Source organism: Snodgrassella sp. ESL0323, from assembly GCF_013346865.1.
GTDB classification, from domain to species: Bacteria; Pseudomonadota; Gammaproteobacteria; order Burkholderiales; family Neisseriaceae; genus Snodgrassella; species Snodgrassella alvi.
Genome location: NZ_JAAEDT010000019.1, coordinates 127829 through 153585 on the forward strand (window position 1 = coordinate 127829; position 25757 = coordinate 153585).

Genomic DNA, 25757 nt, shown 5'->3' on the forward strand with positions numbered 1-25757 from the left:
CATCCGGATTGCCCATTTTTATTGGGGAATATAATTGTATTAATATTGAAATTTAAAATAATGAATCTAGCTGACCATTATCGCCAGATTGAGGTACAACTGGTATTTCACCTCCATCATCTGCACCTCCGCCATTATTATTACTGCTTGTTTTAGCTGTTACCGGACCATCTGCACGATTATCTAATGGCAAATCAGGATTAGTTGTCTGATGTTCTTTCAGAAAGTATTCACCGGATTTCTGAATAATACCTGCGGGAGCAGGTGTATTAACGACAGGTTTTCCTTTTAATGCATGTCGCATATATTCCAGCCATACCGGTACAGCAATAGTACCACCGAAAGCAGAACGCCCCATACTGCGAGGCCGGTCATAACCGATATAAACTGCACTGACGATGTTCGGATTAAAACCTACGAACCATGCATCTTTATTATCATTTGTTGTACCTGTTTTGCCTGCAATATCACTGCGTCCTAACGCATGTGCACTGTAAGCTGTACCATGGTTCACCACATCCATCATCATATGATACAGAATAAATGCGTTTCGTGGATCAATAGCCTGCGGTGCATTGACCTTAGCGACTAACGGCTGCATCCGCGCACGCAGATTACCGCGACTATCATAAATCCGGTCAATGACATAATTGGAAACTTTAAAACCGCCATTAGCAAAAATAGCATATCCTTCAGCCATCTGCATTGGCGTTACCTCACCACTGCCAAGAGCCATGGATAAGCTGTTCGGAATCTGCTCCAGACGAAAACCAAAATGCTGAACATACTGTCTGGCGTAGTCAACGCCCATTGCCATCAGTATGCGAATTGAAACCATATTTTTGGACGCAGTTAAAGCCTGACGCAATGTAATAAACCCGGCATAACGTCCGTCTGAATTCTTAGGTGTCCAGGCGCGACCGCCAGAACCCATTCCTGGTAAAACAATCGGAGCATCATTTACCAATGATGCCGGCGTAAAGCCTTTAGCAATAGCTGCTGAATAAATAAATGGTTTAAAAGATGAACCGGGCTGACGCTTGGCCTGAGTAGCACGATTAAAACTGCGGCGATAAAAATCATAACCACCAACCAAAGCTTTTACTGCTCCTGTTTGTGCATCCAGAGCAACAATCGCTCCTTGTAGCTCAGGCTGCTGTACAACACGATACTCTTTACCATCACCCCGTACATGCACAACAGAACCTACTCGGATAGCAGCATCTTCTAATTTTGGATTATTAATGGTTCGTTTAATCCAGTTGTAACTACTACCACCGATCCTGCTCTCTCCTACACCGCCAATGTACACCACAATTGAATTTGTACTAAGTTCAGTCACCACAGCCGGTAACATACCGTCTACAGCAGAACGATTTGCCAAGTACTGTTCTATTTGCTCATCACGCATATCTTCCGGGATTTTACTCAGGTCAAAAAAACCTTCTGCCCCCCGGTAAGCTGCGCCTCTATCAAAATTATTCAGCGTTTTACGCAAAGCTTCTGTTGCTACAGCCTGATCTTGCGAATTAACTGTTGTATAAACGCGAAATCCCTGAGTATAGGCTGCATCACCATATTTTTCATACATTTGCTGACGAACCATTTCTGCAACATAGAGTGCATTCTGATCGATAGGCTGCTGATAATGAACATAATTTAATGGTTCTGCAAAAGCGGCATCAGCCTGAGCAGGCGTAATTTTGCCCATTTCCACCATATTATTGAGAATATAACGCTGACGCATTTTAGCCCGTTGCGGATTTACAACAGGATTAAAGGTTGAAGGAGCCTTAGGTAAACCTGCCAAAATCGTTGCTTCAGCCAAGTCTAGTTTTTGTACCGGCTTATTAAAATAAACAAGAGAAGCAGCTGCAAACCCGTAAGCCCGCTGTCCCAGGTAAATCTGATTAAAATAAAGCTCAAGAATCTGATCTTTACTCAATTTCTGTTCGATTTTATATGCAAGAAGCGCTTCATTGAATTTACGCGTATAGGTACGCTCATTAGTCAGATAAAAATTACGTGCTACCTGCTGAGTAATCGTACTGGCTCCGGATTGCACACCACCGGTCAGATTTGTAATCAGAGCTCGGGCAACACCAATAAAATCGACTCCGCCATGGTCATAAAAACGTTTGTCTTCAGCAGCGACCACCGCATCTTTCAACACCTGAGGAAAGTCATTGATTCGTGTAAAAGCACGCTTTTCCTCTCCAAACTGCCCCAGCAGCTTATTATCTGCCGAATAAATTGTCAGCGGCAATTTGGGTTGATAATGTGTTACCGCTTCCAACGAAGGCAGTTTCGGATAGGTAACCATAATCGCCACTGCCAGCAAACCGACAGCAAATAGTGCCAGTCCGGCAAACAAACCTACAGCAGAAAGTAAGAATTTTCTAATCATAATCAACTAATTTTCATTTAAAGGCTGCGAAATATATCCAAAATAAAGTAAACTTTGTTCTAAATTTTGTTAGCAATACATAACAACTACTTTTAACATCCGACATGACCCGTTTGATAAACAGACAGAAAGCCCTTTCATGAAACTGAATAATTTTAATATAAATTCAAAGAATAAGAAGGTGGCCACAACATCCTCGAGACAGTGTCTTGGTATCAGTATTACTGATAAAAGCATTAACATGGTGCTATTAAATGCACGCAGTTTAAATCAATTTCGTCTCGAAAAATACGTTGTTGTCCCTCTGCCAAAAAATATTATTGGTAATGGCAACATCGAAGACCATGAAGAATTTGTAGCTTATTTGCAACAAGCAAAACAAAAATTGCAAAGCAATTGTCGTAACATTACGGTAGCTATTTCGCAAAAACAGGCCTCAGTTCAATTTCTCGACAGAAGTCCGGATACAGAGTATACCGAAGAAGAACAGATAATGGCTGAATTAGGTCAATATGACTCACTTGATGATGTGAGTTATGACTATCAGAGTGTTGATACAGATGATCTCGGTGATGAAAATCTGTTGTTAGTCAATAGCAAACGGGACGATGTCAATACTTTGATGGATGTTTATACTGAAGCTGGAATTGTACCTACACAGATGGATGTAGATTTACTGGCAATAATGAATAGTGCCATCACCTGGATCAATATCAGACAACCGGAACTGGCTAATAAATGTGTTGCTGTCTTCAATATTGATTACAGCGAAACACAAGCAATTATAATGCGCCACGGTAAATTACTTTATAAACAAGAAATTAACCTTGGTTATGATCATTTAATGCAGTCTTTAAGACGCAACTATCAGTTAACTGAAGAAGAAGCATGGGACATGCTTTATAATCCGTCCAAACCTGAAAATTACCTTGAATTAGTAGCCCACCCTTTCCAGCAACAATTTATTCAGGAAATTCAAAGGGTTTTACAGTTTTACTTCACATCAGCCAGCCAGGAAAATGAAATTGAGGAAATCCTGATTTTTGGCTATAGCAATAATAATGCCAATGGCTTTACTGACAGTATTAACCAGCAAACCCGTATACCGGCACAACAAATTAATCCTATCCTGTTAGCTCAGCCTGGTGATCGTATTGAAAAAGCTAAATTACTGCAGGATAGTAGCTTATTAACTGTTGCCTTTGGTCTGGCCGTAAGAGGATTATAAGATGTTACCATTACTAAAAATTAACCTGCTGCCTTATCGTGAAGTATTGCAGGCCAAACAAAAGAAAGAGTTTCAAACTTTACTTATCGGTGCAGTAATAATTGGTTTAGGTCTGGCCACTCTTGGCTATCTGACATTTGAAGGCCGGTTAAGCAGTCAGGAAAGACGTAATCAAGTATTAACAGACGGTATCAGTTTACTGGACAAAGACATTAAGAAAATTGGTCAGCTTGAAGCCGAGCGCAAAAACTTTCTGGCCCGGCAGGAAAAAGTTGAAGAGCTGTCCAATAAGCGTTTTGAAGCGGCAAGAATACTGGACACACTAAACACTGTTGCTCCTATGGGTTTGTATATCACCAGTATTGAGGCCCAAAACGCCAATACCTATATAATTAATGGCAGAGCATTCAGTGATGCTAAAACAGCAGCATTTATGAGTGCGCTTCCGGGTAAGTTATTCAGTACTCCCGAATTAATGAATATTAAACGTGTTAATAATGCACAAGAGTTTAGCATCCGTATAAGCTTGAATAGTCTCTCCGATCAAGGTGACAAGAGTGAGTTTGATCAGCACAATAGTGCAAACTCAATAAATGCTGAGCAAAATCAAGCAACAGAAACACAAAATAGTCAGAGTGACTCTGAAGCATCAGCGGCATCAAATTGAAGGAGAAACTGAATATGGCAAAAAATATTAATTTAAAAGCAATAGATTTAAACTCCTTACCACAACAAAGCAAACCTGTACAATTAGGTATTGCAGGCGGGATTGTTATTGTTATACTGGTATTGGCTTATTTCTTGGTATACAGTGGTGTAAATCAGCGAGTTACTGAGTTGCAACAGCAAGAAGAAGAGCTAAAACAGACTTATGCTGATAAAAGTAAAAAGGCAGCCCATTTAGATCAGCTGCAAGCTGAGCTCAATAATATAAATGGTTCATTTAATTTACTATTAAAACAGTTGCCTACACAAGCTGAAATCCCTAATCTGATTCAGGAATTGCATGAATGTGCAACCAGAAACGGATTAAATATGGATAGCGTTTCACCTGCTGCGGCTACAGAAATAAGCTCCGATAAAACCGGTGATTCTAAAGAGGCACAGCAAGTTATTCAAACTTTACCTTATCAGATTACACTGTCAGGCAATTACAACCAAATTAGCCAGTTTGTAAGGGACGTAGGAAAATTATCACGAATTGTGACCTTAAATTCAATTGTATTAAAACGTAATGAAAAAGATAACACACTTACTTTAAATGCAGTTGCCAATACATATAAAGCTTTAAGCAATGCAGAAATCAAAGCACAGAACGATAATAGCAAGGATAAGAAATAGCTTAACATCTCTGTAATCGCGATACTTTAAGATAAATAAGCAACGGATTAATTATGAATAAATATCTACTTTGCCTTTGTATGCTTACACTAGCTGCATGTTCGGCAGAAAATGAAGATTTACAGGAATGGATGCGCAATACCAGACAGCAGGCCAAATCGACTCCTATACAGACTCAAGAAGCTCAGGTTAATATTCAGCCGACTTATACACCACCTGCGCCACCACAAATGAATATTTTTGAACCAGCACGTTTAAGAGCCGGACTACAAGGCGATAACGCTCCGGATTTGAATCGTCCTAAACAAATTCTGGAAAATTTTCCATTGAATGAATTACATTATGTTGGTTTGATACAGGCAGCAGGTAAAGCTCCTTCTGCGTTTATATCTGTGAATGATCATGTATACACTGTTAATCTTGGAAATTATCTGGGTGAAAATTATGGACGCATTACATCTATCACCCCTGATGAAATTGTTATTGCGGAGCTAGTCGAAGATTCTTCATCCGGTAAATGGATTAACAGACGTGCCAGCTTACCTTTACAGGCAGCAGACAACGCTTCTACAAATACATCTAGCCAGAACTGAAAAAGTAACCCATTTTAAAATTAAGAAGGTACCAATATGAAAATTAAAACCATATCTATTTTATCCACTCTGGGTCTGGGTTTACTGAGTCAGAGCATACTGGCGGGCAATATTACTGCCATTAATGTCGGTACACTGCAGAATCAACAACGTCTGATCAAAATCCAGTTTGATCAGGATCCTGCACTACCACGAGGATTTACCACAGAAAATCCGGCACGGATTGCTCTGGATTTTGCAAATACAGGATTAGCCCTGTCTCAGAATTTATTAAAATTTGATGATTCTGTCCTTCAGCAGATTGAAGCAGGTCAGACAGCCGATCGTACTCGTGTGATGTTATCGCTGGCAAAAGCAGGTCAGTATAATGCCACCATTAAAGGCAATGAAGTATGGATATATGTACAAGAACCTGCTTCCCCAAGAAGTAAAGTAAAAACTAAAAAGACACCATCTGTTGATCCCACTCCTGTATACAATCCGCCCTATCCTGTAACTAATAATATTACTGAAGAAGTTATTGATAGTCAGTCAGTAGCCAACTCAAATGACAAAACATACAGTACTGCTGCTACAGTGAATGTTGATTTTCAAAAGGGTAAAAATGGCGATGGTATCGTAGTAATTAAAGGGCTTGCTAATAAAGGTCAGCCTGAAATTAAACGTAATCTGGCCAATCTAACCTTAACTTATAAAAATGTACCATTATTAGCTGAACAGCAACGTAATCTTGATGTAACAGATTTCAATACACCTGTACGTATAATTAGGTTACGCAGGGTTGGTAATGATACTGAAATTAATATCCAGATGCAGGGACAGTGGGATCTTAATCAGTCAAAAAGCGGTGGTAATCTGATTTTAAAAGTAATACGTAAAACTGAGATAGATACTGAAGGATTGAAAAATACTAACAAAGCATTTAAGGGCAAACGTGTTTCTCTGGATTTTCAAGATATTGAAGTCCGTACAATTTTGCAAATTCTGGCAAAAGAATCTGGCATGAATATTGTTGCCAGCGATTCTGTCCAGGGTAAAATGACTCTGTCAGTAAAAGATGTTCCCTGGGATCAGGCTTTAGACCTAGTTTTGGTAGCCCGTAATCTGGATATGCGTCGTAGTGGTAATGTCATTAATGTTGCTCCTCGTGAAGAATTAATGGCACGAGATGCCTCAACTCTTGAGCAGCAGAAAAAAATAGATGATTTAGGTCCGTTACTATCTCAAACCTTTCAACTGAAATATCGTGCTGTAAAAGATTTCAGTAAAATTCTAAATATTGATGAGAACGGAAAAAGTACTAATCCAGAGAATAGCATTTTAAGCTCTCGCGGCAGCGCATTATTCGATCCGGTTACTAATACTTTAATTATTACTGATATTGCCAGTGTAATTAAAAAATTTGAAAAATTGGTAGCACAAGTTGATGTTCCTTCTCAACAAGTATTAATTGAAGCGCGAATAGTCGAAACTACAGATAGCTTTGCCCGTGAGTTAGGAACAAGATTCGGATATAATAGAATTACAGGTCATAATACAATTGGTGGTCATCTTACTGATTCACAATGGAAGAATGACAAACAAACAGGTGTAATCGAAAATTCAGCAAAGTTTGACTCACCTAATGTAAATCTTGGAGTAGCAAATGCTACATCAATAGTTTCATGGGTACATAATTTTGCTTCCGGAGCATTAATGCTTGAGCTTTCAGCATCACAAACACAAGGTAAAACTAAAATTATTTCCTCACCACGAGTGTTAACTCAGGATCGTCGGGAAGCCAAAATTGAATCCGGATATGAAGTTCCCTATCAGGAAGCCAGTTCAAGCGGAGCAACATCAACCAGCTTTAAAGATGCAGTGCTAGGCTTAAAAGTTACACCACAAATTACACCTGATGGTAATATCATTATGACATTAAACGTACAAAATGATCGACCAATTGCGTGTACAAGCGTAGCTCCTGGAATACTTAATACCGGTGATATTTGTATGCAAAAAAGAAATGTTGATACCCAGACCATGATTGAAAATGGCGGTACATTAATTATTGGTGGTATTTATAATGAGAATATTGAAAACACTACTGATAAAGTACCTTTATTAGGTGACATTCCGGGCATTGGTAATCTGTTTAAAAAGAGAAAGAATACTCAGCAACGTAATGAATTACTGGTTTTCATAACGCCACGAATTGTTGAGTCCAGCAGTACCCCTTTACAGTATTAATGTAAGAGCATTAATTTGAAAATAATTAGCCAGTCTGTAAACCAGACTGGCTTTTTTACTAGAAGAAAATCTATATAATTTTCATAAATATTAATTTTTTAAATTAGTGTATTCAAGAAAAATATCGAAATTAATTTTTATCTTTAATTTATTTCATAGTTTAGATTATTCTCCTTTAATTTTTCAACAATAAAAATCATTGAGACATATAATTAAATAAACTTCGTCAACTATCTATTGGCAGGTTAATAATGCATAATCTGAAGCTCTCAGTTACAATAACAGACATGGATAATATAGCTGGCAATCTGATTCTGATCGGTTTGATGGGAGCAGGTAAAACTACTCTTGGTAAACAACTGGCAACAAAATTACATCGCGATTTTTATGATAGCGATCAAGTAATATGTGAACGTACTGGCGTATCTATTCCCACTATTTTTGAAGTTGAAGGAGAAGCCGGTTTTCGGTTTCGGGAAGCGGCCATTATCAGCGAGCTAGTGCAGCAAAAAAATATTGTTATTGCCACTGGTGGCGGTACTATTTTACAAATCGAAAACCGACTTAAACTGCAACAAAATGGCCACGTTGTTTATCTACATGCACAACCAGAAATACTGTTAAGTAGAATTCAGCACGACAAAAACCGACCACTACTTCAAGTTTCTGATCCTCTGGCAAAATTGCAAGAACTATATACCGTACGTGATCCTATCTATCGTGCAACAGCCCATACCATAATAGATGTAGACAGTCCTTATAGCTCCAAGACGATTAATCGATTAATTCGATTATTACGATACCCCTCTCAACAACTCTCTCTTTTATAACCCATCATGTATACCCTTTCTGTTGCAACTGCTTCACACCAGTACCCGATATTTATTGGCAGTGATCTGCTGAAATCCGCACAAAATATTCTTGCTCCTTATTTAAATCATAAGATTGCCATTGTTACCAATGTAACCGTTGCTGAATTGTATCTACCTCAGTGGCAGCAAATCATGAATCAGGCAGGTTATGATTATTTCAGTATTATTCTGCCAGACGGAGAACGGTATAAAAATTGGGAAACTCTCAATTTAATTTATGATGGTTTGATGCAAAACCGTGCAGAACGCCAAACCACTTTATTGGCTTTAGGAGGAGGTGTAATTGGGGATATGGTTGGTTTTACCGCTGCGACCTATCAGCGCGGCGCACCTTTTATCCAGATTCCTACAACACTGCTCAGTCAGGTAGATTCATCTGTTGGCGGTAAAACAGCAATCAATCATCCTTTAGGAAAAAATATGATTGGAGCGTTTTATCAGCCCCAAGCCGTATTTATTGACTTAAACAGTTTGCAAACATTACCAACACGTGAGTTTTCTGCCGGTTTAGCAGAAGTAATCAAGTATGCCGTATTAGGTGATATCGAATTTCTTCAATGGCTGGAAAATAACATCACCGCATTAATGGCACAGAATCCATCAATACTAGCTGAAGCCGTTTATCGTTGCTGTCAGATGAAAGCTGAAATTGTGGGTGCCGATGAAAAAGAAGCCGGTATCCGTGCTTATTTAAATCTGGGACATACATTCGGCCATGCCATCGAAGCAGAAATGGGTTATGGTAATTGGCTGCATGGAGAAGCTGTGGCTGCCGGTACAGTACTTGCCTGCCGTTTATCTGAGCAACTGGGTTATTTGAACAAAAAAGATACGGAGCGTGTTATTGCATTATTAAATCAGGCCAAGCTACCCGTTCTCCCTCCGGCGATGTCACTTAAGGCATGGCTTGGACATATGAGCCATGATAAAAAAGTAATTGATGGAAAATTACGTTTTGTTGCACTCAAACAACTTGGGCAGGCAATGATAGCTGATGATATTGTAACCGAAACACTAGCCACAACTCTGAAACCCTATATTTTGTGAAGCATGTTAGAATCTGCGCCTAATTCTATTATCGACTTTTACATTAAACACAAGATAAAGTATGACTAATCAATCCGATCTCCAGGCGGAAAATAATCACGATCATAAGCGCAGCATCCGCAGTTTTGTTCTTCGTCAAGGCCATATGACAGCTGCCCAGCAGCGTGCCATTGATACTCAATGGCCACTGTTTGGTATTGATTTTAACCAAAATCAAATTGATTTAGATATCATCTTCAATCGTCCTTCACCAAAAATTCTGGAAATTGGCTTTGGGATGGGAGTAGCAACAGCTGCAATTGCCCAAAACCTGCCTGAGTGTGATTTTCTGGCTATTGATGTACACGGCCCGGGCGTAGGTAATCTGCTAAAGCTGATTCAGGAACAAAATATTCAGAATATACGGGTGATGCGCCACGATGCGGTGGAAGTCGTCAATTACATGCTCCATGATAATAGTTTGCATGGGATTCATATTTTCTTTCCTGATCCATGGCATAAAAAACGCCATAATAAACGACGTCTGATTCAGATACCTTTTATTGCCCAATTACTTCCCAAACTGAAGCAAAACGGCTATATCCATTTGGCTACCGACTGGCAGGAATATGCCGATCAGATGCTTGAAGTGTTATCCAACTTCCCTGAATTACAAAATACTGCTGATAATTTTGCTGCCACTCCGGCCTACCGGCCGGAAACTAAATTTGAAGCACGCGGAAAACGTCTGGGACACGGTGTGTGGGATTTGATTTTTGTAAAAAAATAACATCAAGAATTAATAAAAAGTAAAGACATTTAAGGTACAATCAACTTGATTGCATTGCGGCAATTCTTTTTTCTGTTAAATAATATTGCTGTCTTCTAAGGAACTGAGATGTTTCAGAATGTCGAATACTATCCGGGCGATCCCATTCTGGGTCTGATGGATCAATACAAACAAGATTCACGTAATCAGAAAGTAAATTTGGGTGTTGGCGTTTATTGTGATGATACCGGCCATGTCCCAGTACTGGAATGCGTTAGCACCGTAGAATCGCAACTGGTTAAAGAAAATTTACCACATGATTACCTGCCTATGGACGGACTGCCCGGTTATCGCCAGGCCTGTCAGAAATTATTACTTGGCAGTGAACATGAAGCTATTAAAAGTGCACGAGTTGCTACCATTGCCAGCCTTGGTGGTTCTGGTGCCCTGCGCGTCGGTGCTGAATTTATTCACCGTTGGTTTCCTCAGGCAAAAGTTTATGTCAGCAATCCTACCTGGGGTAACCACATCAGTATTTTTGAGGGTGCAGGTATAGAGGTACTAAAATACCCCTACTATGATCCTGAAACAATTGGCATTAAATTTACAGAATTAAAACAATTCCTTCAGCAACTGGATGCAGGCAATATTATTTTGTTACATCCGTGCTGCCATAATCCTACCGGTGTAGACCCAAGCCAACAGCAATGGGATGAGCTACTTGAGATTATCAAACAAAAACAACTTATTCCTTTTATGGATATAGCATATCAAGGCTTTGGTGACGATATAAAAACCGATACCTATGCTATTCGTAAAGCTGTTGATTTAGGTTTATGTGTTTATATCAGCAACTCTTTCTCTAAAAATCTTTCAATGTACGGCGAGCGAGTGGGTGGTCTGAGTATTGTCTGCCCGACAGCTGAAGAAGCCCGTCTTGTACAAAGTCAGCTTAAATTTACTGTACGCCGTTTATATTCAAGCCCTCCTGCTCACGGCGGTCATGTCGTTGACCGTGTAATGAACAATAATCAGTTATTCAAGCAATGGGAACAAGAAGTCTATATGATGCGCGATCGTATTCGCGCTATGCGCAGCCGTTTGCATGAAGTCTTACAGGCAAAATTCCCAGAGCGCGATTTCAGCTATTTTGTAAAACAACGTGGTATGTTCAGCTTCACTGGTCTGAATCCGCAGCAGGTTGAACGTCTGAAAAGCGAATTTGGTGTGTATATGGTTGAAAATGGTCGTATGTGTATGGCTGGATTAAATAGCAGTAATATAGAATACGTAGCCAATGCAATGGTTGCTGTATTAAAGTAATTAGTATCTGAACAATGAAACTGGCTGATTATTAACTAATCAGCCAGTTTCATTATTTGTATTACCAACACAATAAATTCAATTACAAAGTAAATTTCTTAATTGGTTGAATGGATAGAAAACCGGCGCAACCGGAAAGCCAATGCAATATTCATGACACCGAATAATGCTGCATAAACACCAATTACCCAAGTTAATGCTATACCGCCCTGCACTGGATCAATTAACAGAATAATACCTACCAAAACCGATAAAATACCGGCAATAATCATCCACCATTCACCTTGAATAGTCTTGCGTAAACGTATTGCAGTTATAACCTGGAATATACCGGATATCAAAGCCCAAGCAGCAATAAATGTAATTAAAACCAGCCAGGTAATTCCCGGAACAAAAAATGTCAGGATACCGGCCAGAATACTTACAATACCCCAAATCAGCATTAACCACCAATCCTGATGACTTTTTCGACCATTAATAGAAATGATTACGCCCATTACACCATCTATTAAAGCATAAACACCGAAGAATATAACCATGACCATTATAGTGATGAATGGATAGAACCACGTTAGCAATCCAAAAATCAATGCAGCAATCCCACGTAAAAGTACTATCCACCAATTTTTTGAAAGTAAATTAGCTAACGGACTGCGAAATGTAAAATTATTCACAATATTTCCTTTAATTAAATGTCCATTTCTAAATGATAAAATATTAATGGATAAGATATCAATAAACGATTGCTATTGATAACGCTTATTTTTATATAACAGCCAGCCATCATGATGACGATGCTTTGGATCATGGTGTGTCCAATGGACTAATCCGCCACGGTTGTTACTGATATACTCACCTGAAAAGCCAACTGTGTCTTCACGCTGCAAATCATTCAGCCTCGGCGCTATATCAATATTATGCACTATTAAAACCGTACTATCTGTGCCTGTACGCAGTATAAAACGCTGATGACGACTGCCTTTATTATCATCAGGTAATGTTTTAATAACTTTACCTTCTCCATATACCTGTACTTTATCAAGATTTTCTTTTTGAGCTTGCTCAATCGACACACTTTCCTTTGGATTACTTGCAACAGGTGCAGCAGTAAAACTATGTCGCATAGATTTAAAAGAATTAATTACCTGTTCCTGTGCCTGACTTTTTGGCCGCTCGTCTGTTGTGCTTTGCAACCACAACCATAAGCCCAGTGCCACAATAACCAGCAAAATAACTTTCTTCATAAGTAAAAATTTTGTTGTGCAATTAGTAACAATTTAATTCATCATACAAAATGTAATCAGTGATAGCAAAATTAATGTTGATATAAATAAAAAATCAGGCTAACCGGGAACCCGGATAGCCTGATTCTAATAAAAACTATAATAATTTATTTTTTATAAGCTAATGCTGCTTTAATAAAGGCTGTAAACAAGGGATGGCCATTTTTTGGTGTTGAAGTAAACTCAGGATGAAACTGACAAGCGAAAAACCAAGGGTGATTCGGTAATTCAATTGTTTCAACCAAATGCTCATGCCCGGTAGATACACCACCAATAACCAAACCAGCCTGTTCTAACTGTGGCACATAATAATTATTAACTTCATAACGATGACGATGACGCTCGCGAATCAACTCATTACCATAAATGTTTCTCGCCAATGAGCCGTCAGCCAGTTTAACTTCTTGTGCGCCTAAACGCATCGTACCGCCAAGATTAGTATTAACATCGCGTTTTTCAATCTGTCCGTCTCTATCCTGCCACTCACTAATCAAAGCAACAACAGGATGCTGGGTTTTCAGATCAAATTCAGTTGAATTGGCTCCATCCAGATTAGCCACATCACGTGCATATTCAATCAGCGCGATTTGCATGCCCAGACAGATACCCAAATAAGGAATTTGCTTTTCACGCGCATAACGAACAGCAGCGATTTTTCCTTCAACACCACGCGTACCGAAACCACCGGGAACCAGTATGGCATCCATATCTTCTAAGCAGGCCGTTCCTTCTGTTTCCAGAGCTTCACTATCTATATAATGAATATCCACTTCAGTTTCGGTCTGAATACCGGCATGCTTTAAAGCTTCCGACAAAGATTTATATGACTCAGTTAAATCGACATATTTGCCGACCATGGCAATTTTTACTTTGTGTTTCGGATGTTGTACTAAATAAACAATTTTATTCCATGCAGTCAGATCGGCCTGCTGAACATTAAGTTGCAGCTGCTCACAGATAATATTGTCAATACCCTGATCATGAAGCATTGCCGGTACTTCATAAATGCTATTAACATCATAACAGCTTATAACCGCACGCTCTTCAACATTACAGAATAAAGCGATCTTACGTTTTTCTTCTTCCGGCATCGGCCGGTCCATACGGCAGATAAGTACATCCGGCTGAATGCCGATTTCACGTAATTCTTTAACGGAATGCTGGGTCGGTTTGGTTTTTATCTCACCTGCAGCCGCAATATACGGTACATAGGAAAGATGAACAAAAAGAGTATTAGTTCGTCCCTGCTGGCTGCGCATTTGTCTGATGGCTTCCAGAAAAGGCAAAGACTCGATATCACCTACCGTACCTCCGATTTCGACAATCGCCACATCGAAACCGGCAGCACCTTCATGAATTTTGCGTTTGATTTCATCAGTAATGTGGGGAATAACCTGAACCGTACCCCCCAGATAATCACCACGGCGTTCTTTATGAATTACACTTTCATACACCTGGCCGGATGTAAAATTATTGCGCTTTTGCATCGTAGCATCAATAAAGCGCTCGTAATGCCCGAGATCCAGATCTGTTTCAGCACCATCATCAGTAACAAATACTTCCCCATGCTGAAAAGGACTCATTGTACCCGGATCAACATTAATATACGGATCCAGTTTAAGCATGGTTACTTTTAAACCACGGGATTCTAAAATAGCAGCAGTAGACGCAGCGGCAATGCCTTTACCCAGTGAAGAGACCACACCGCCAGTTACAAAAATAAACTTGGTCATGACAATCAGCAGGAAATTGAATTGAGCATTTTAGCCGAAAACAGCATGAAATGAAAGATACTGCCCGGTCACATAAAGAGTAAGAATATTATCTCTAGATTGGCGCAATAATCACGGTTGTGGCATAATTAATCACCGTAACCGCTAAATTTTTATTATGTTGCAATCTGGACATATTTTCATTGTTTCCGCCGCTTCCGGAACAGGCAAAACCACTCTGGTTTCACGTCTGAGTGCCTGTCAGCCTGATATCCGTATTTCTATCTCCCACACCACCAGAATGCCGCGAGATGGAGAACAAAATGGCATTCATTACCATTTTGTCAGCCGTGATGAATTTGAGCAAATGATTGCTGCCAATGCCTTCATAGAACATGCAAATGTCTATGGTAATTATTACGGCACCAGTTTAAAAGCTGTTGAGTCATTATCAAAACAGGGCTATAACGTTATTCTGGAAATAGATGTGCAGGGTGCTGAACAGATCCGCCGTTTATTACCGGAAGCCACCAGCATTTTTATTCTGCCTCCGTCAATGGCTGAACTGAACGAACGTCTGCGAAACAGAGGCACAGATAGTGAAGATGTAATAGCCTACCGGCTGGAAAAATCACGTGAAGAAATAGAGCAAAGCCTGTTATTCGATTATGTGATTGTTAATGAAGAGATTACACAAGCAGAAAATGACCTGCTGGCGATTATTCGCTCAGTTGGCTTGCGTGCCAAAGCACAAAGCCAGACAATTATACAAATTTTATCCGAAAAATAATTTATTTACCTTTTATTACTTATCCTGATATCAGGAATGGAACTCAGATTATGGCTCGTATCACTGTAGAAGATTGTATCGGACGTATTCCGAATCATTTTGACCTGACCATGATAGCTGCTTTACGCGCCCGTCAGCTTGCCAACGGCGCTACTGCACTGGTCGAAGAAGATCATGATAAACCGACTGTCATTGCCTTGCGCGAAATTGCCGGCGGACAAATCGGAACAGAATTACTTAACCAGCAAAAATAATACAGGCAAACAGCCATGTACCCCCCCAGCGTGCCTTATAAACCACCAGTAAATCAATGGCGGGATAATCTTTTCGCGCATACAGAATATCTGAATAAACAGGAACGCTGGGAATTGCTGGAACAGGCATGCGCCTATATATATTCTCTTGCAGACAAAACTGGCAAAACTGCATTACTGGAACGCAGTTTTGCCATTACTACATCTCTTGCACAAAATCTGCACAGAGTACAAGCTCTTGCTGCCGTTTTAATCAAAATTGCTTTTGAAGATTTAGGTACTTCAGATTCTCATCTGCCAAGTCATGCATTAGGACAGGTGGGGATGAAAATTTTAAACGAAATTAATACCTCAGCATATACCGATATTGCTTCACAACTCAAATGCTGTGAACAGCAAATAGAAAACAGCTATCATGCCATTATTACCGAGGCACAGAATAAATTATTGCACACCGCATCCTACCTCGGAAAAGATGATCTGCGATTACTTGGCAAAGCCTGCGAATTCGGTGCAACTGCACATCAGGGACAGTTTCGCAATAGTGGCCTGCCCTATATTACCCACCCTATAGCGGTGGCGACACAACTGGCTGAATGGCATGTAGACATTCAGGCTTTATGTGCAGGTGTATTACACGACGTACTAGAAGATACCGGTACCACCAAAGAAGAAATTATAGCCGTATTCGGAGAAACCATAGCCAATATGGTTGACGGTCTATCTAAACTGGAAAAACTGGAATATAACAGCCAGCAGGAAGCACAGGCTGAAAGTTTCCGCAAGCTTATTATGGCAATGACTCAGGACGTACGGGTGATCATTGTCAAGCTGTCAGACCGGCTGCACAATATGCGCACACTGTCAGCAAAAAAACCAGCCAGCCGAAGACGTATTGCTCAGGAAACCATGGAAATCTATGCGCAACTGGCCAATCGCATCGGATTAAACCATGTGTACCGCGAATTACAGGACCTGGCATTCAAGCATTTGTATCCGCATCGCTATGAAGTACTCGCCAAAGCTATTCAGTCATCTCGGCGTAACCGGCGTGACGTGGTTGGAAAAGTACTGCGCGCATTCAGCCAGCGTCTGGTTAGTGCCAATATCGAGGCACAGGTAAGAGGTCGAGAAAAAAATCTTTATAGCATATATGAAAAAATGCGCCGGAAAAATCTCCATTTTGCCGACGTAATGGATATATATGCATTCAGAGTTATCGTTAATAATATACCAGCCTGCTATACCGCTTTAGGCGTACTGCATAATCTTTACAAGCCTAAGCCGGGAAGAATCAAAGACTATATCGCCATCCCTAAAAATAATGGTTACCAGAGTCTGCATACCATACTGGTAGGCCCGTATGGTCTACCAATTGAAGTACAGATTCGTACACATGAAATGGATACCATTGCCGAACGCGGTATAGCCAGTTACTGGATGCACAAAGATGGTGAGCAGAATAGCTTTGATCAGGCTCAGATGCGTACAAATCAATGGCTGCAAAGCATACTTGATATTCAGGCGCATAGTGCCAATGCCATTGAATTCTTTGAACATGTAAAAACTGATCTGTTTCCAAACGAGGTATACGTTTTCACCCCTAAAGGCAAAATCATTACCTTACCGGAAGGTGCCACACCGGTGGATTTTGCTTATGCAGTCCACACTGGTATTGGTAATCGCACTGTTTCAGCACGTATTAATCACAATCTTATGCCATTACGCACCCGGCTGCACACTGGTGATACAGTAGAAATCATTACCTCCAGCAATGGTCATCCTACCCCGGCATGGCTTGATTTTGCTGTTTCCAGCCATGCACGCAGCGCCATTCGCAGCCAGATTAAAAAAATGAATCGTTCAGATGCCATCCGTCTGGGTGAGAAATTATTACAAAAAGCACTCTCCAGCCTGTTACCGGAAAACGTTTTACTTTCAGACAGTCTGAAAGATAAATATCTGGCCGATTTACAACAGAAAAATACTTCCTTTGAAAATATCCTGTGCGAAGTTGGTATGGGATTGTTGCAACCGGTTTCCATAGCCATGCACATCGCAGAGCTGGCCGGAGAACACTTTAACAATACCATTAAACTGGCACCCATTAATCTTACCGGCAATGAATCTACCCATATTCATCTGGCCAAATGCTGCCACCCTATTCCCGGCGATACTATTAAAGCCTTATTAATCAAAGATCAGGGAATCATTATTCATCGTGACACTTGCAATACCATTCTGAAAACAGATCCTGAGCTTCAGCTTGATGCTAACTGGGATATTATGCAGGCAAGCAACTATCAAACAACACTGTGTCTGAATGCAATCGACAGTCATGGCTTACTCGCCACTATTGCTCAGGCTATTTCCTCCAATGGCGGAGATATCAAGTCGGTTGAAACAACATCGAAAAAACTTGAAGGCATTGAGGGATTTATCGAATTTCGCTTTGTTTTACAGGTAAAAGATCTAGACCAGCTGAACCAGATTACCCGGGATTTGCACTCTGTACCTCAGATTCGCCGCGTAAACCGCGTCTGAACAATCTTTCCTGATAAATATTCATATATATCCGTTAAATATCATCTTGACGAACGATATTTAATCAGACATAATTCTGCCTTATTTTTAAAATAAACCTATGTCTGTTATTACTTTGTTTATTACAGATATAGCCATTATTTACACCTTAGGAGGTGATGTTGTAAACGGTTATGCGGTACCGTAAACACCGCCCTAGCCCTAAGTGGCAATATTTAAATATTTAGCTGATTAATAGTAATCAGCATCAGAACTCATTTATTCAGGAAAAAACATGCCTTCTGTACGTGTAAAAGAAAATGAACCCTTTGAAGTTGCGATGCGTCGCTTTAAACGCTCTGTTGAAAAAACCGGTCTGATGACCGAACTGCGTGCTCGTGAAGCTTACGAAAAACCAACTACTGAACGTAAGCGTAAAAAAGCAGCAGCCGTAAAACGTTTACAGAAACGCTTGCGCAGCCAGCAATTGCCACCAAAATTCTATTAATTGGTAGCTCCGGTTTATCATTTTCTGGTAACCGGAAATAAATACAATTGAAAACAATACCGCAGGCTATTGCTTGCGGTATTTGCATTTTACAGAAATAACTATCTGAAGCACCGCAATTTTAGCAGTATCATACTAAACTAATTTAATTTTTATTTATTGCGAGCAATATTATGAGCCTGAAACAACAACTGCAAGAAGATATGAAAACTGCCTTGCGCAATCATGATTCAGCTACCCTGTCCACCATTCGAATGGCGCTGGCTGCAATAAAACAGATCGAAGTAGATGAACGAATCGAAGTAGACGATACCCGCTTCATAGCTATTATCAGCAAAATGGTGAAACAGCGCAAAGAGTCTGTACGCATGTATACCGAGGCTGGCAGAACTGATCTGGCAGAAAAAGAACAGTTAGAAATCGATCTGCTGCAGAATTATCTGCCCAAAATGCTCGACGAAGCTGAAATTGACGCAGCAATTAAAGAAGCCATAACCAGCACAGGCGCTGCGCAGCCAAGTGATATGGGTAAAGTTATGGGTGTACTGAAAAAAACACTGGCCGGTAAAGCTGACATGAGTGAAGTCAGCAAAAAAATCAAACAGCTTTTAAACTAAAAGTTATCTGCATTAACCATAACAGCAGATCACAAAGACCGTTTTCCAATCTTTCATATTGAAGATAGCAGGCATAGTTGGCATGATTCCCAGTGAATTTATTGACGAATTATTAAATAAAATTGATGTCGTCGATGTAATTGAAGAGTTTGTACCGTTAAAAAAAAGCGGTGCCAACTACATGGCCTGTTGCCCTTTTCATAAAGAAAAATCTCCTTCCTTTTCTGTCAGTCCCGGCAAACAGTTTTATCATTGCTTTGGCTGCGGCGTACATGGTTCAGCCATTGGCTTTATCATGGAATATCAAGGATTAAGCTTTCAGGAAGCTGTGCAATTTCTGGCCGACCGGATCGGAATGACCGTACCCAGACAGATCGGCAACAGCAACTCACAGGCACATAAAGCCCTTAAACAGCAACAGCAGACACTGGAACAAACCACAGCTGATGCCGCCACCTTTTACCAGCAACAACTTAAAACCTCGCCAAGTGCTCAGAATTACTTACAGCAGCGCGGGCTAAGCGATGAAATCATTCTTCATTATGGTTTGGGATATGCACCTGATGACTGGCAGGCACTGGCAAAAGTATTCCAGCCCTATCCAAGCAATGCACTGGTAAACAGCGGTATGGTCATCACCAAAAACGACCGCCATTACGACCGGTTCCGTAACCGTATTATGTTTCCAATTCGCAGTACCCGTGGTCAGATTATCGGGTTTGGTGCGCGCATTCTGGATTCAGGCGAACCTAAATATCTTAATTCACCTGAAACTCCCTTGTTTGATAAAGGTCGTAATCTGTATGGCCTGTATGAAGCACGTGCCGCCATTAAAGAAGCACAGCGTGTACTGGTAGTAGAAGGTTATATGGACGTAGTTGCCCTGGCACAGTTTGGTCTGGGCTATGCAGTAGCCGCACTCGGTACAGCCACCACCGCCGAACATGTGCGCTTACTGATGCGGCAAAGCGACCATATCTATTTTTGCTTTGACGGCGACAGCGCAGGTAAAAAAGCAGCCTGGCGGGCTTTAGAAAATGCCTTACCTCAGTTAAAAGACGACAAAATTTTACACTTTCTGTTCTTACCGGCCGAACACGATCCTGACAGTTATGTACGCAGCTATGGATTAAAACCATTTGAAGATGCATTACTTAATCAGAGTCTGCCGCTGTCCGCTTATTTCTGGCAGGTACTGACAGAAAATATTGATATGGATACACAGGAAGGCAAAGCAGAGCTGATTAAAACTGCCAGTCCTTTACTGGCGCAAATCAAAGCACCGGCACTTTCTTTTCTGCTGCGTCAGGAACTTAGCCGGAAAGTAGGTATTGATGAACACAATCTGGCACAACTGCTCGGGCAGGAACTGCCCAGACCTCAGACTATCAGACAGAAAAGTTATCAATTACCCCGCAACACTTTCCGGCAGCCGCCAGTCATGTCATTAGTGCAAAAGCAGATACGCGCGCTATTGATAAATCCGCAATGGGCCGTATATATAGAACTACCAGAATATCTGGACCTGCACGGCGATTATGCATGCCTCGCCGCGCTGGCTGAACGTATTCAAGCCTCCGTTACCCCGTTAAACAGTGGTGCCGTGCTGGAACTGATGCGTAATACTGAATTTGAACCCGTTATCCGGCAGATTATTCATGATTATATGGACTCACCGGATGTCATGCAGCCAGGCAATGAAGATGACTGCACTACATTCAGACAGGGCATGCAAAAATTACTGGACAACCTTAAAACACAGCAGATTGATGCGTTGAAGCGCAAACTCCAGCATGAGCGACTAAGTGCCGACGAAAAACAGTTACTACTGCTACTTTTAAGTCCGTCCAAAATGCCGTCAGTATAAACCGGCGGTTATTGTAAACGCTTGCAGCGACAAAGTCGTTGTGAATACATCGAGTAAAATATGGCAAACTCCACACCTAAGAAATCCACTATTGATACCAGTCAGGAACAGGATGATACTCGCCCGTTAACCGCAGAAGAACAGCGTGCCCGCCTGCGCCAGCTGATTATTCAGGGTAAAGAGCGTGGTTATATTACCTACGCCGAAATCAATGATGCCCTGCCCGACGAAATGTCTGACGCCGATCAGATTGACAACATTGTATCGATGATCTCCGGTCTGGGTATTCAGGTTACAGAAGAAGCTCCTGATGCCGAAAGTCTGCTCATGGGCGACAACACCGCCAACATGACCGACGACGATGCAGTAGCAGAAGCAGAAGCAGCACTATCTAATGCCGACAACGAATTCGGACGAACCACCGATCCGGTACGCATGTATATGCGTGAAATGGGACAGGTAGACCTGCTGACTCGTGAAGATGAAATCATCATCGCCAAAAAAATTGAAAATGCCCTGCGTAACATGATTCAGGCCATTTCCGCATGTCCGGGATCAGTAGCAGAAATACTTGAGCTGATTGATGCCGTGCGCAAAGATGAAATCAAAGTAGACGAAATAGTCGAAGCCATTGTCGACCCGCATGAAGAGCTGCTGGATGAACTGGGCATTGGTCTGGATACCAAAAACGAAGACACCGAAATTACTGATGACAGTGATGACAGTGTAGACGTTGATGATGAAGAAAATGATGAAGAGAGTGCAGCGCTGGCCGCTTCAGCCAACCTTGAAGAACTGCGCCAGAAAACACTCGAACATTTCGACGGTATTCAAAGCCTGTACGATACCATGGTTGCCACCTTACAGGAAAAAGGCAGTCACCATGCCGATTACCTGAAATTACAGCAGGAAATTGCCGAACAACTGCTACAGGTGCGTTTCGCTACCCGCCAGATTGAAAGCCTGTGCGACAATCTGCGTATGCGCGTTAATCAGGTAAGACAGCTTGAACGCGAGATTCGCGATATTGCCCTGAACCGCGTCCACATGGAACGTGACTATTTTATTAAAAGCTTTACCAATCGTACTACCGACCTGGGCTGGGTAGATGAAGAACTCTCCCTAAACCGCGTATGGAATGAAGCATTGCGCCGTTTTCAGTATGCCATTATCGAAAAACAGACCGAACTGGCCAATCTGGAGCAGTCTGCCCAGATCTCACTGGATGAGCTTAAACAGATTAACAAGAACATGGTGAAAAGCGAGCAGGAAACTGCCGCAGCCAAACAGGAAATGATTCAGGCCAACCTGCGTCTGGTGATTTCCATTGCCAAAAAATACACCAACCGCGGTCTGCAATTTCTCGACCTAATTCAGGAAGGTAACATCGGCCTGATGAAAGCCGTAGATAAATTTGAATATCGCCGCGGCTATAAATTTTCCACCTATGCCACATGGTGGATTCGTCAGGCGATTACCCGCTCTATCGCCGATCAGGCGCGTACCATCCGTATTCCGGTACACATGATTGAAACCATCAACAAAATGAACCGTATCTCCCGCCAGTATCTGCAGGAAAACGGCGAAGAAGCTGATTCAGCCAAACTGGCTGAGCTGATGGAAATGCCGGAAGACAAAATCCGCAAAATCATGAAAATTGCCAAAGAGCCTATTTCAATGGAAACTCCGATTGGTGATGATGATGATTCTCATCTGGGCGACTTTATCGAAGACGCCAATAACGTCGCACCGGCTGATGCGGCCATGTACTCCAGTCTGCGCGAAGTAACCAAAGATGTACTTGAAAGCCTGACTCCGCGCGAAGCCAAAGTACTGCGCATGCGTTTCGGTATCGACATGAATACCGATCATACACTTGAGGAAGTGGGTAAACAGTTTGATGTTACCCGTGAGCGCATCCGTCAGATTGAAGCAAAAGCCCTGCGCAAATTGCGCCACCCTACCCGCTCTGACCGGCTGAAAAGCTTTCTTGATAGTGACGAAAATAAACAATAAACATTTTTTAGTTTAAAACCAGAATCATCCGCCAAGAGCGGATGATTTTTTATGTAAAACCTTGCAATACCCATCCGTATTGGTTACAATACGCGGCTTACGGGTCTGTAGCTCAGGGGTTAGAGCAGGGGACTCATAATCCCTTGGTCGTGGGTTCGAACCCCACTGGACCCACCAAATAACCCATAAAATTCTGTATCAGAAAACAGAGTTTTTATCAAAAAAGCCGCTGAAAGCGGCTTTTTTATTGCTTATTAAAATAATCTGCAAAAATAATAAACACTATAATTTTTATTATTCAGCATTCAATAATCACTGTAAACACATCCTGTAAAAATCCTGAGCTAAAAATTATATTTATGATATTCTGCACACAATATCTTAAACTATAGCTACTAAATAATTGTTTAATTATGTTTTTTATCATCTGTATAGCTGAATATATTTCAGGCCGGATGATACATTTACATTAAAACAGTAACTATCATTTAACATTTATTCATCATAAAAAAGCCGTTGGTTAATTATACTGTATAACAGACTCATTTCTCAGTATTTAGCTTTAGCAAATCAATTAATCATATTTTAAAAATATGCATAAAATAATAAATATTAGAATAAAATCCTTTTTACATGCATATAGTTGCACAATTAATACACTTATTTCTGATTTTTATATTTTTTAATTAACCGTAAATCTCACGTCAGTACTAGGGTTACTGCTGTTTCTGTTCAAATATTCTTTAGATTTCTTTTCAGCAAAACAGGCTTGACATTCAACTTAGGTGAAGGTTTAAGTTATTCTTTTTCTTAATAAGAATCATTATGCACAGAAGAGACTTTCTCAGATATTCGGCCATGGTAAGTGCCGCAGCTACGCTACCGCTTTCTGCTTATGCTCTGAATACTCCGGATTTACCGGTACTGGCAATTCCGCCATTATTAGATACCGGTAAAGATAACAGGATTCAACTTACTGTTCAGCAGGGCACCAGCCGTTTTGGTAAATATCAAACGCAGACATGGGGCTATAATGGTGCTTTGCTTGGTCCTGCTATACGTATTTACCGGGGCAAACCGGTACAGATAAAACTGCAAAACCGATTAACTGAAGTCACAACAGTACACTGGCATGGTCTAGAAGTACCGGGTGAAGCAGATGGAGGACCTCAGGCCTGTATCCCGGCCGGACAAGCACGAGTAATTGAATTTACCTCAAGCCAGCCTGCTGCAACATGTTGGTTCCACCCACACCAACATGGGCAGACCGGCCGTCAGGTAGCAATGGGGCTGGCAGGTTTGCTGTTGCTGGAAGATACTGTCAGTACTGGTCTGCCTATCCCCAAAAACTGGGGATTAGATGATATTCCTCTGATCGTACAGGATAAAAAATTTAATACAGTCGGACAAATTGATTATCAGCTTGATGTTATGAGTGCTGCCATAGGCTGGTTTGGAGATACTCTGCTGTGTAACGGTCAGATATATCCGCAGCATAACGCGCCGCGTGGCTGGTTGCGATTACGTCTGCTTAATGGCTGTAATGCCCGAACTCTGAATTTTGCCTGCAGTGATGGCCGCCCTTTATATGTTATTGCCAGTGACGGTGGCTTTCTGCCTCAGCCAGTAACGGTGTCCGGCCTGTCGGTATTGTCCGGCGAACGTTTTGAAGTAATGATTGACACCAGTAACGGTAAAGCTTTTGATTTGCTTACTTTACCGGTAAAACAGATGGGCATGAATCTGCCGCCTTTTGATCAGCCCTGCCCGATAGTTCGTGTATCTGTACTTTCTTCGCGTAATGATGCATATTTACCCGATCAGCTTACCAGCTCTCTGCCTGCATTACCGGCTCTGTCTCAGCTTGTACACCGCCATTTTCAGCTGTCTATGGATCCTGAGCTGGACAGTATGGGTATGCAGGCTTTACAGCAACTGGCGGGAAAATCAGCTATGCCAATGGAGCATATGTCTATGCATCAGTCTCATATGGAAATGATGCATAATATGCACACGGATAAAAACGCATTAGATTTAATGCATGCCAACAGGATTAACGGACTGACTTTTGATATGAATAAGCCGGCATTTGCTGCTAGCAAAGGGAAATATGAGTGCTGGGAAATATCCGGTTTAGGCGATATGATGCTGCACCCGTTTCATATTCATGGTACTCAGTTTCGCATTCTTAATGAAAACGGACAACCGCCTGCTGCTCATCGCTCAGGCTGGAAAGATACGGTACGGGTAGAAGGTGGTGTAAGTAAAGTATTGGTGAAATTCAACCACAGTGCGCCAGCCAGTTTTCCTTACATGGCTCATTGCCACATACTGGAACATGAAGATACGGGGATGATGCTGGGGTTTACTGTCTGAATATACGCTCGTTATAAGTTGAA

Annotated in this window: 21 protein-coding genes and 1 tRNA gene; 18 read left to right on the plus strand and 4 right to left on the minus strand. The window is 41.2% G+C overall.

Annotated elements, in window-relative coordinates; all coding sequences use genetic code 11:
• Window positions 1-52 precede the first annotated feature (52 nt).
• On the minus strand, window positions 53-2407 hold the full coding sequence (locus tag GY065_RS07950; RefSeq protein ID WP_174833719.1) for a penicillin-binding protein 1A: 2355 nt from the start codon (window positions 2405-2407) through the stop codon (window positions 53-55).
• Between the two features lie 181 nt (window positions 2408-2588).
• Between GY065_RS07950 and pilM the strand changes: the two genes are divergently transcribed.
• The 9 genes from pilM to GY065_RS07995 all read left to right on the plus strand — a co-directional run bounded on the left by pilM (window position 2589) and on the right by GY065_RS07995 (window position 11788).
• The gene (gene pilM / locus GY065_RS07955) at window positions 2589-3635 is read left to right on the plus strand and encodes a type IV pilus assembly protein PilM (RefSeq protein WP_174833720.1); all 1047 of its coding nucleotides are present in this window, start codon (window positions 2589-2591) and stop codon (window positions 3633-3635) included.
• A gap of 1 nt (window position 3636) precedes the next feature.
• Entirely contained in the window at window positions 3637-4302 is a 666-nt protein-coding gene (locus GY065_RS07960; RefSeq protein ID WP_174833721.1) for a PilN domain-containing protein, read from the plus strand.
• Window positions 4303-4316: 14 nt separating this feature from the next.
• On the plus strand, window positions 4317-4976 hold the full coding sequence (locus GY065_RS07965; protein WP_174833722.1) for a type 4a pilus biogenesis protein PilO: 660 nt from the start codon (window positions 4317-4319) through the stop codon (window positions 4974-4976).
• A gap of 53 nt (window positions 4977-5029) precedes the next feature.
• The gene (locus GY065_RS07970) at window positions 5030-5569 is read left to right on the plus strand and encodes a pilus assembly protein PilP (protein WP_174833723.1); all 540 of its coding nucleotides are present in this window, start codon (window positions 5030-5032) and stop codon (window positions 5567-5569) included.
• Window positions 5570-5605: 36 nt separating this feature from the next.
• Complete coding sequence (gene pilQ, locus GY065_RS07975; protein WP_174833724.1) at window positions 5606-7798, plus strand: type IV pilus secretin family protein; 2193 nt, start codon at window positions 5606-5608, stop codon at window positions 7796-7798.
• Between the two features lie 251 nt (window positions 7799-8049).
• Window positions 8050-8628: a shikimate kinase gene (locus tag GY065_RS07980; RefSeq protein WP_232346079.1), complete on the plus strand. Its 579-nt coding sequence runs from the start codon at window positions 8050-8052 to the stop codon at window positions 8626-8628.
• A gap of 6 nt (window positions 8629-8634) precedes the next feature.
• Window positions 8635-9717: a 3-dehydroquinate synthase gene (gene aroB / locus GY065_RS07985; RefSeq protein ID WP_174833725.1), complete on the plus strand. Its 1083-nt coding sequence runs from the start codon at window positions 8635-8637 to the stop codon at window positions 9715-9717.
• Between the two features lie 61 nt (window positions 9718-9778).
• Window positions 9779-10486 carry a tRNA (guanosine(46)-N7)-methyltransferase TrmB gene (trmB, locus tag GY065_RS07990; protein WP_174833726.1) on the plus strand — a complete coding sequence of 236 codons (708 nt, stop codon included), beginning with the start codon at window positions 9779-9781 and terminating at the stop codon, window positions 10484-10486.
• Between the two features lie 108 nt (window positions 10487-10594).
• Window positions 10595-11788 carry an amino acid aminotransferase gene (locus GY065_RS07995; protein WP_174833727.1) on the plus strand — a complete coding sequence of 398 codons (1194 nt, stop codon included), beginning with the start codon at window positions 10595-10597 and terminating at the stop codon, window positions 11786-11788.
• Between the two features lie 98 nt (window positions 11789-11886).
• Here GY065_RS07995 and GY065_RS08000 read toward each other — a convergent pair whose 3' ends face one another.
• From GY065_RS08000 to GY065_RS08010, 3 genes are all read right to left on the minus strand, one after another.
• On the minus strand, window positions 11887-12462 hold the full coding sequence (locus GY065_RS08000) for an HdeD family acid-resistance protein (RefSeq protein WP_174833728.1): 576 nt from the start codon (window positions 12460-12462) through the stop codon (window positions 11887-11889).
• Between the two features lie 72 nt (window positions 12463-12534).
• A complete protein-coding gene (locus GY065_RS08005) occupies window positions 12535-13032 on the minus strand; it encodes a DUF3465 domain-containing protein (RefSeq protein WP_198189962.1) in 498 nt (165 codons plus the stop codon).
• A gap of 146 nt (window positions 13033-13178) precedes the next feature.
• Window positions 13179-14804 carry a CTP synthase gene (locus GY065_RS08010; RefSeq protein WP_084547392.1) on the minus strand — a complete coding sequence of 542 codons (1626 nt, stop codon included), beginning with the start codon at window positions 14802-14804 and terminating at the stop codon, window positions 13179-13181.
• Between the two features lie 157 nt (window positions 14805-14961).
• Here GY065_RS08010 and gmk point away from each other — a divergent pair, with 157 nt between their 5' ends.
• From gmk to cueO, 9 genes are all read left to right on the plus strand, one after another.
• Complete coding sequence (gene gmk / locus GY065_RS08015; protein WP_025331048.1) at window positions 14962-15573, plus strand: guanylate kinase; 612 nt, start codon at window positions 14962-14964, stop codon at window positions 15571-15573.
• 50 nt (window positions 15574-15623) lie between these two features.
• Window positions 15624-15827, plus strand: coding sequence for a DNA-directed RNA polymerase subunit omega (rpoZ, locus tag GY065_RS08020; RefSeq protein ID WP_025331049.1), 204 nt, complete (start codon window positions 15624-15626; stop codon window positions 15825-15827).
• 15 nt (window positions 15828-15842) lie between these two features.
• Complete coding sequence (locus GY065_RS08025; RefSeq protein ID WP_025331050.1) at window positions 15843-18371, plus strand: bifunctional (p)ppGpp synthetase/guanosine-3',5'-bis(diphosphate) 3'-pyrophosphohydrolase; 2529 nt, start codon at window positions 15843-15845, stop codon at window positions 18369-18371.
• A 274-nt stretch (window positions 18372-18645) separates the two neighbouring features.
• Window positions 18646-18858 carry a 30S ribosomal protein S21 gene (rpsU, locus tag GY065_RS08030; protein ID WP_025331051.1) on the plus strand — a complete coding sequence of 71 codons (213 nt, stop codon included), beginning with the start codon at window positions 18646-18648 and terminating at the stop codon, window positions 18856-18858.
• Window positions 18859-19031: 173 nt separating this feature from the next.
• A complete protein-coding gene (locus GY065_RS08035) occupies window positions 19032-19475 on the plus strand; it encodes a GatB/YqeY domain-containing protein (protein WP_174833729.1) in 444 nt (147 codons plus the stop codon).
• Between the two features lie 82 nt (window positions 19476-19557).
• Window positions 19558-21342, plus strand: a complete 1785-nt coding sequence (gene dnaG / locus GY065_RS08040; RefSeq protein ID WP_174833730.1) for a DNA primase — start codon at window positions 19558-19560, stop codon at window positions 21340-21342.
• 60 nt (window positions 21343-21402) lie between these two features.
• Window positions 21403-23358, plus strand: coding sequence for an RNA polymerase sigma factor RpoD (gene rpoD, locus GY065_RS08045; protein ID WP_174833731.1), 1956 nt, complete (start codon window positions 21403-21405; stop codon window positions 23356-23358).
• Window positions 23359-23459: 101 nt separating this feature from the next.
• A tRNA-Ile gene (locus GY065_RS08050) sits at window positions 23460-23535 on the plus strand.
• A gap of 648 nt (window positions 23536-24183) precedes the next feature.
• Window positions 24184-25734 (plus strand): multicopper oxidase CueO, encoded by a 1551-nt coding sequence (gene cueO, locus GY065_RS08055; protein WP_174833732.1) that lies wholly within the window; start codon window positions 24184-24186, stop codon window positions 25732-25734.
• Window positions 25735-25757 lie beyond the last annotated feature (23 nt).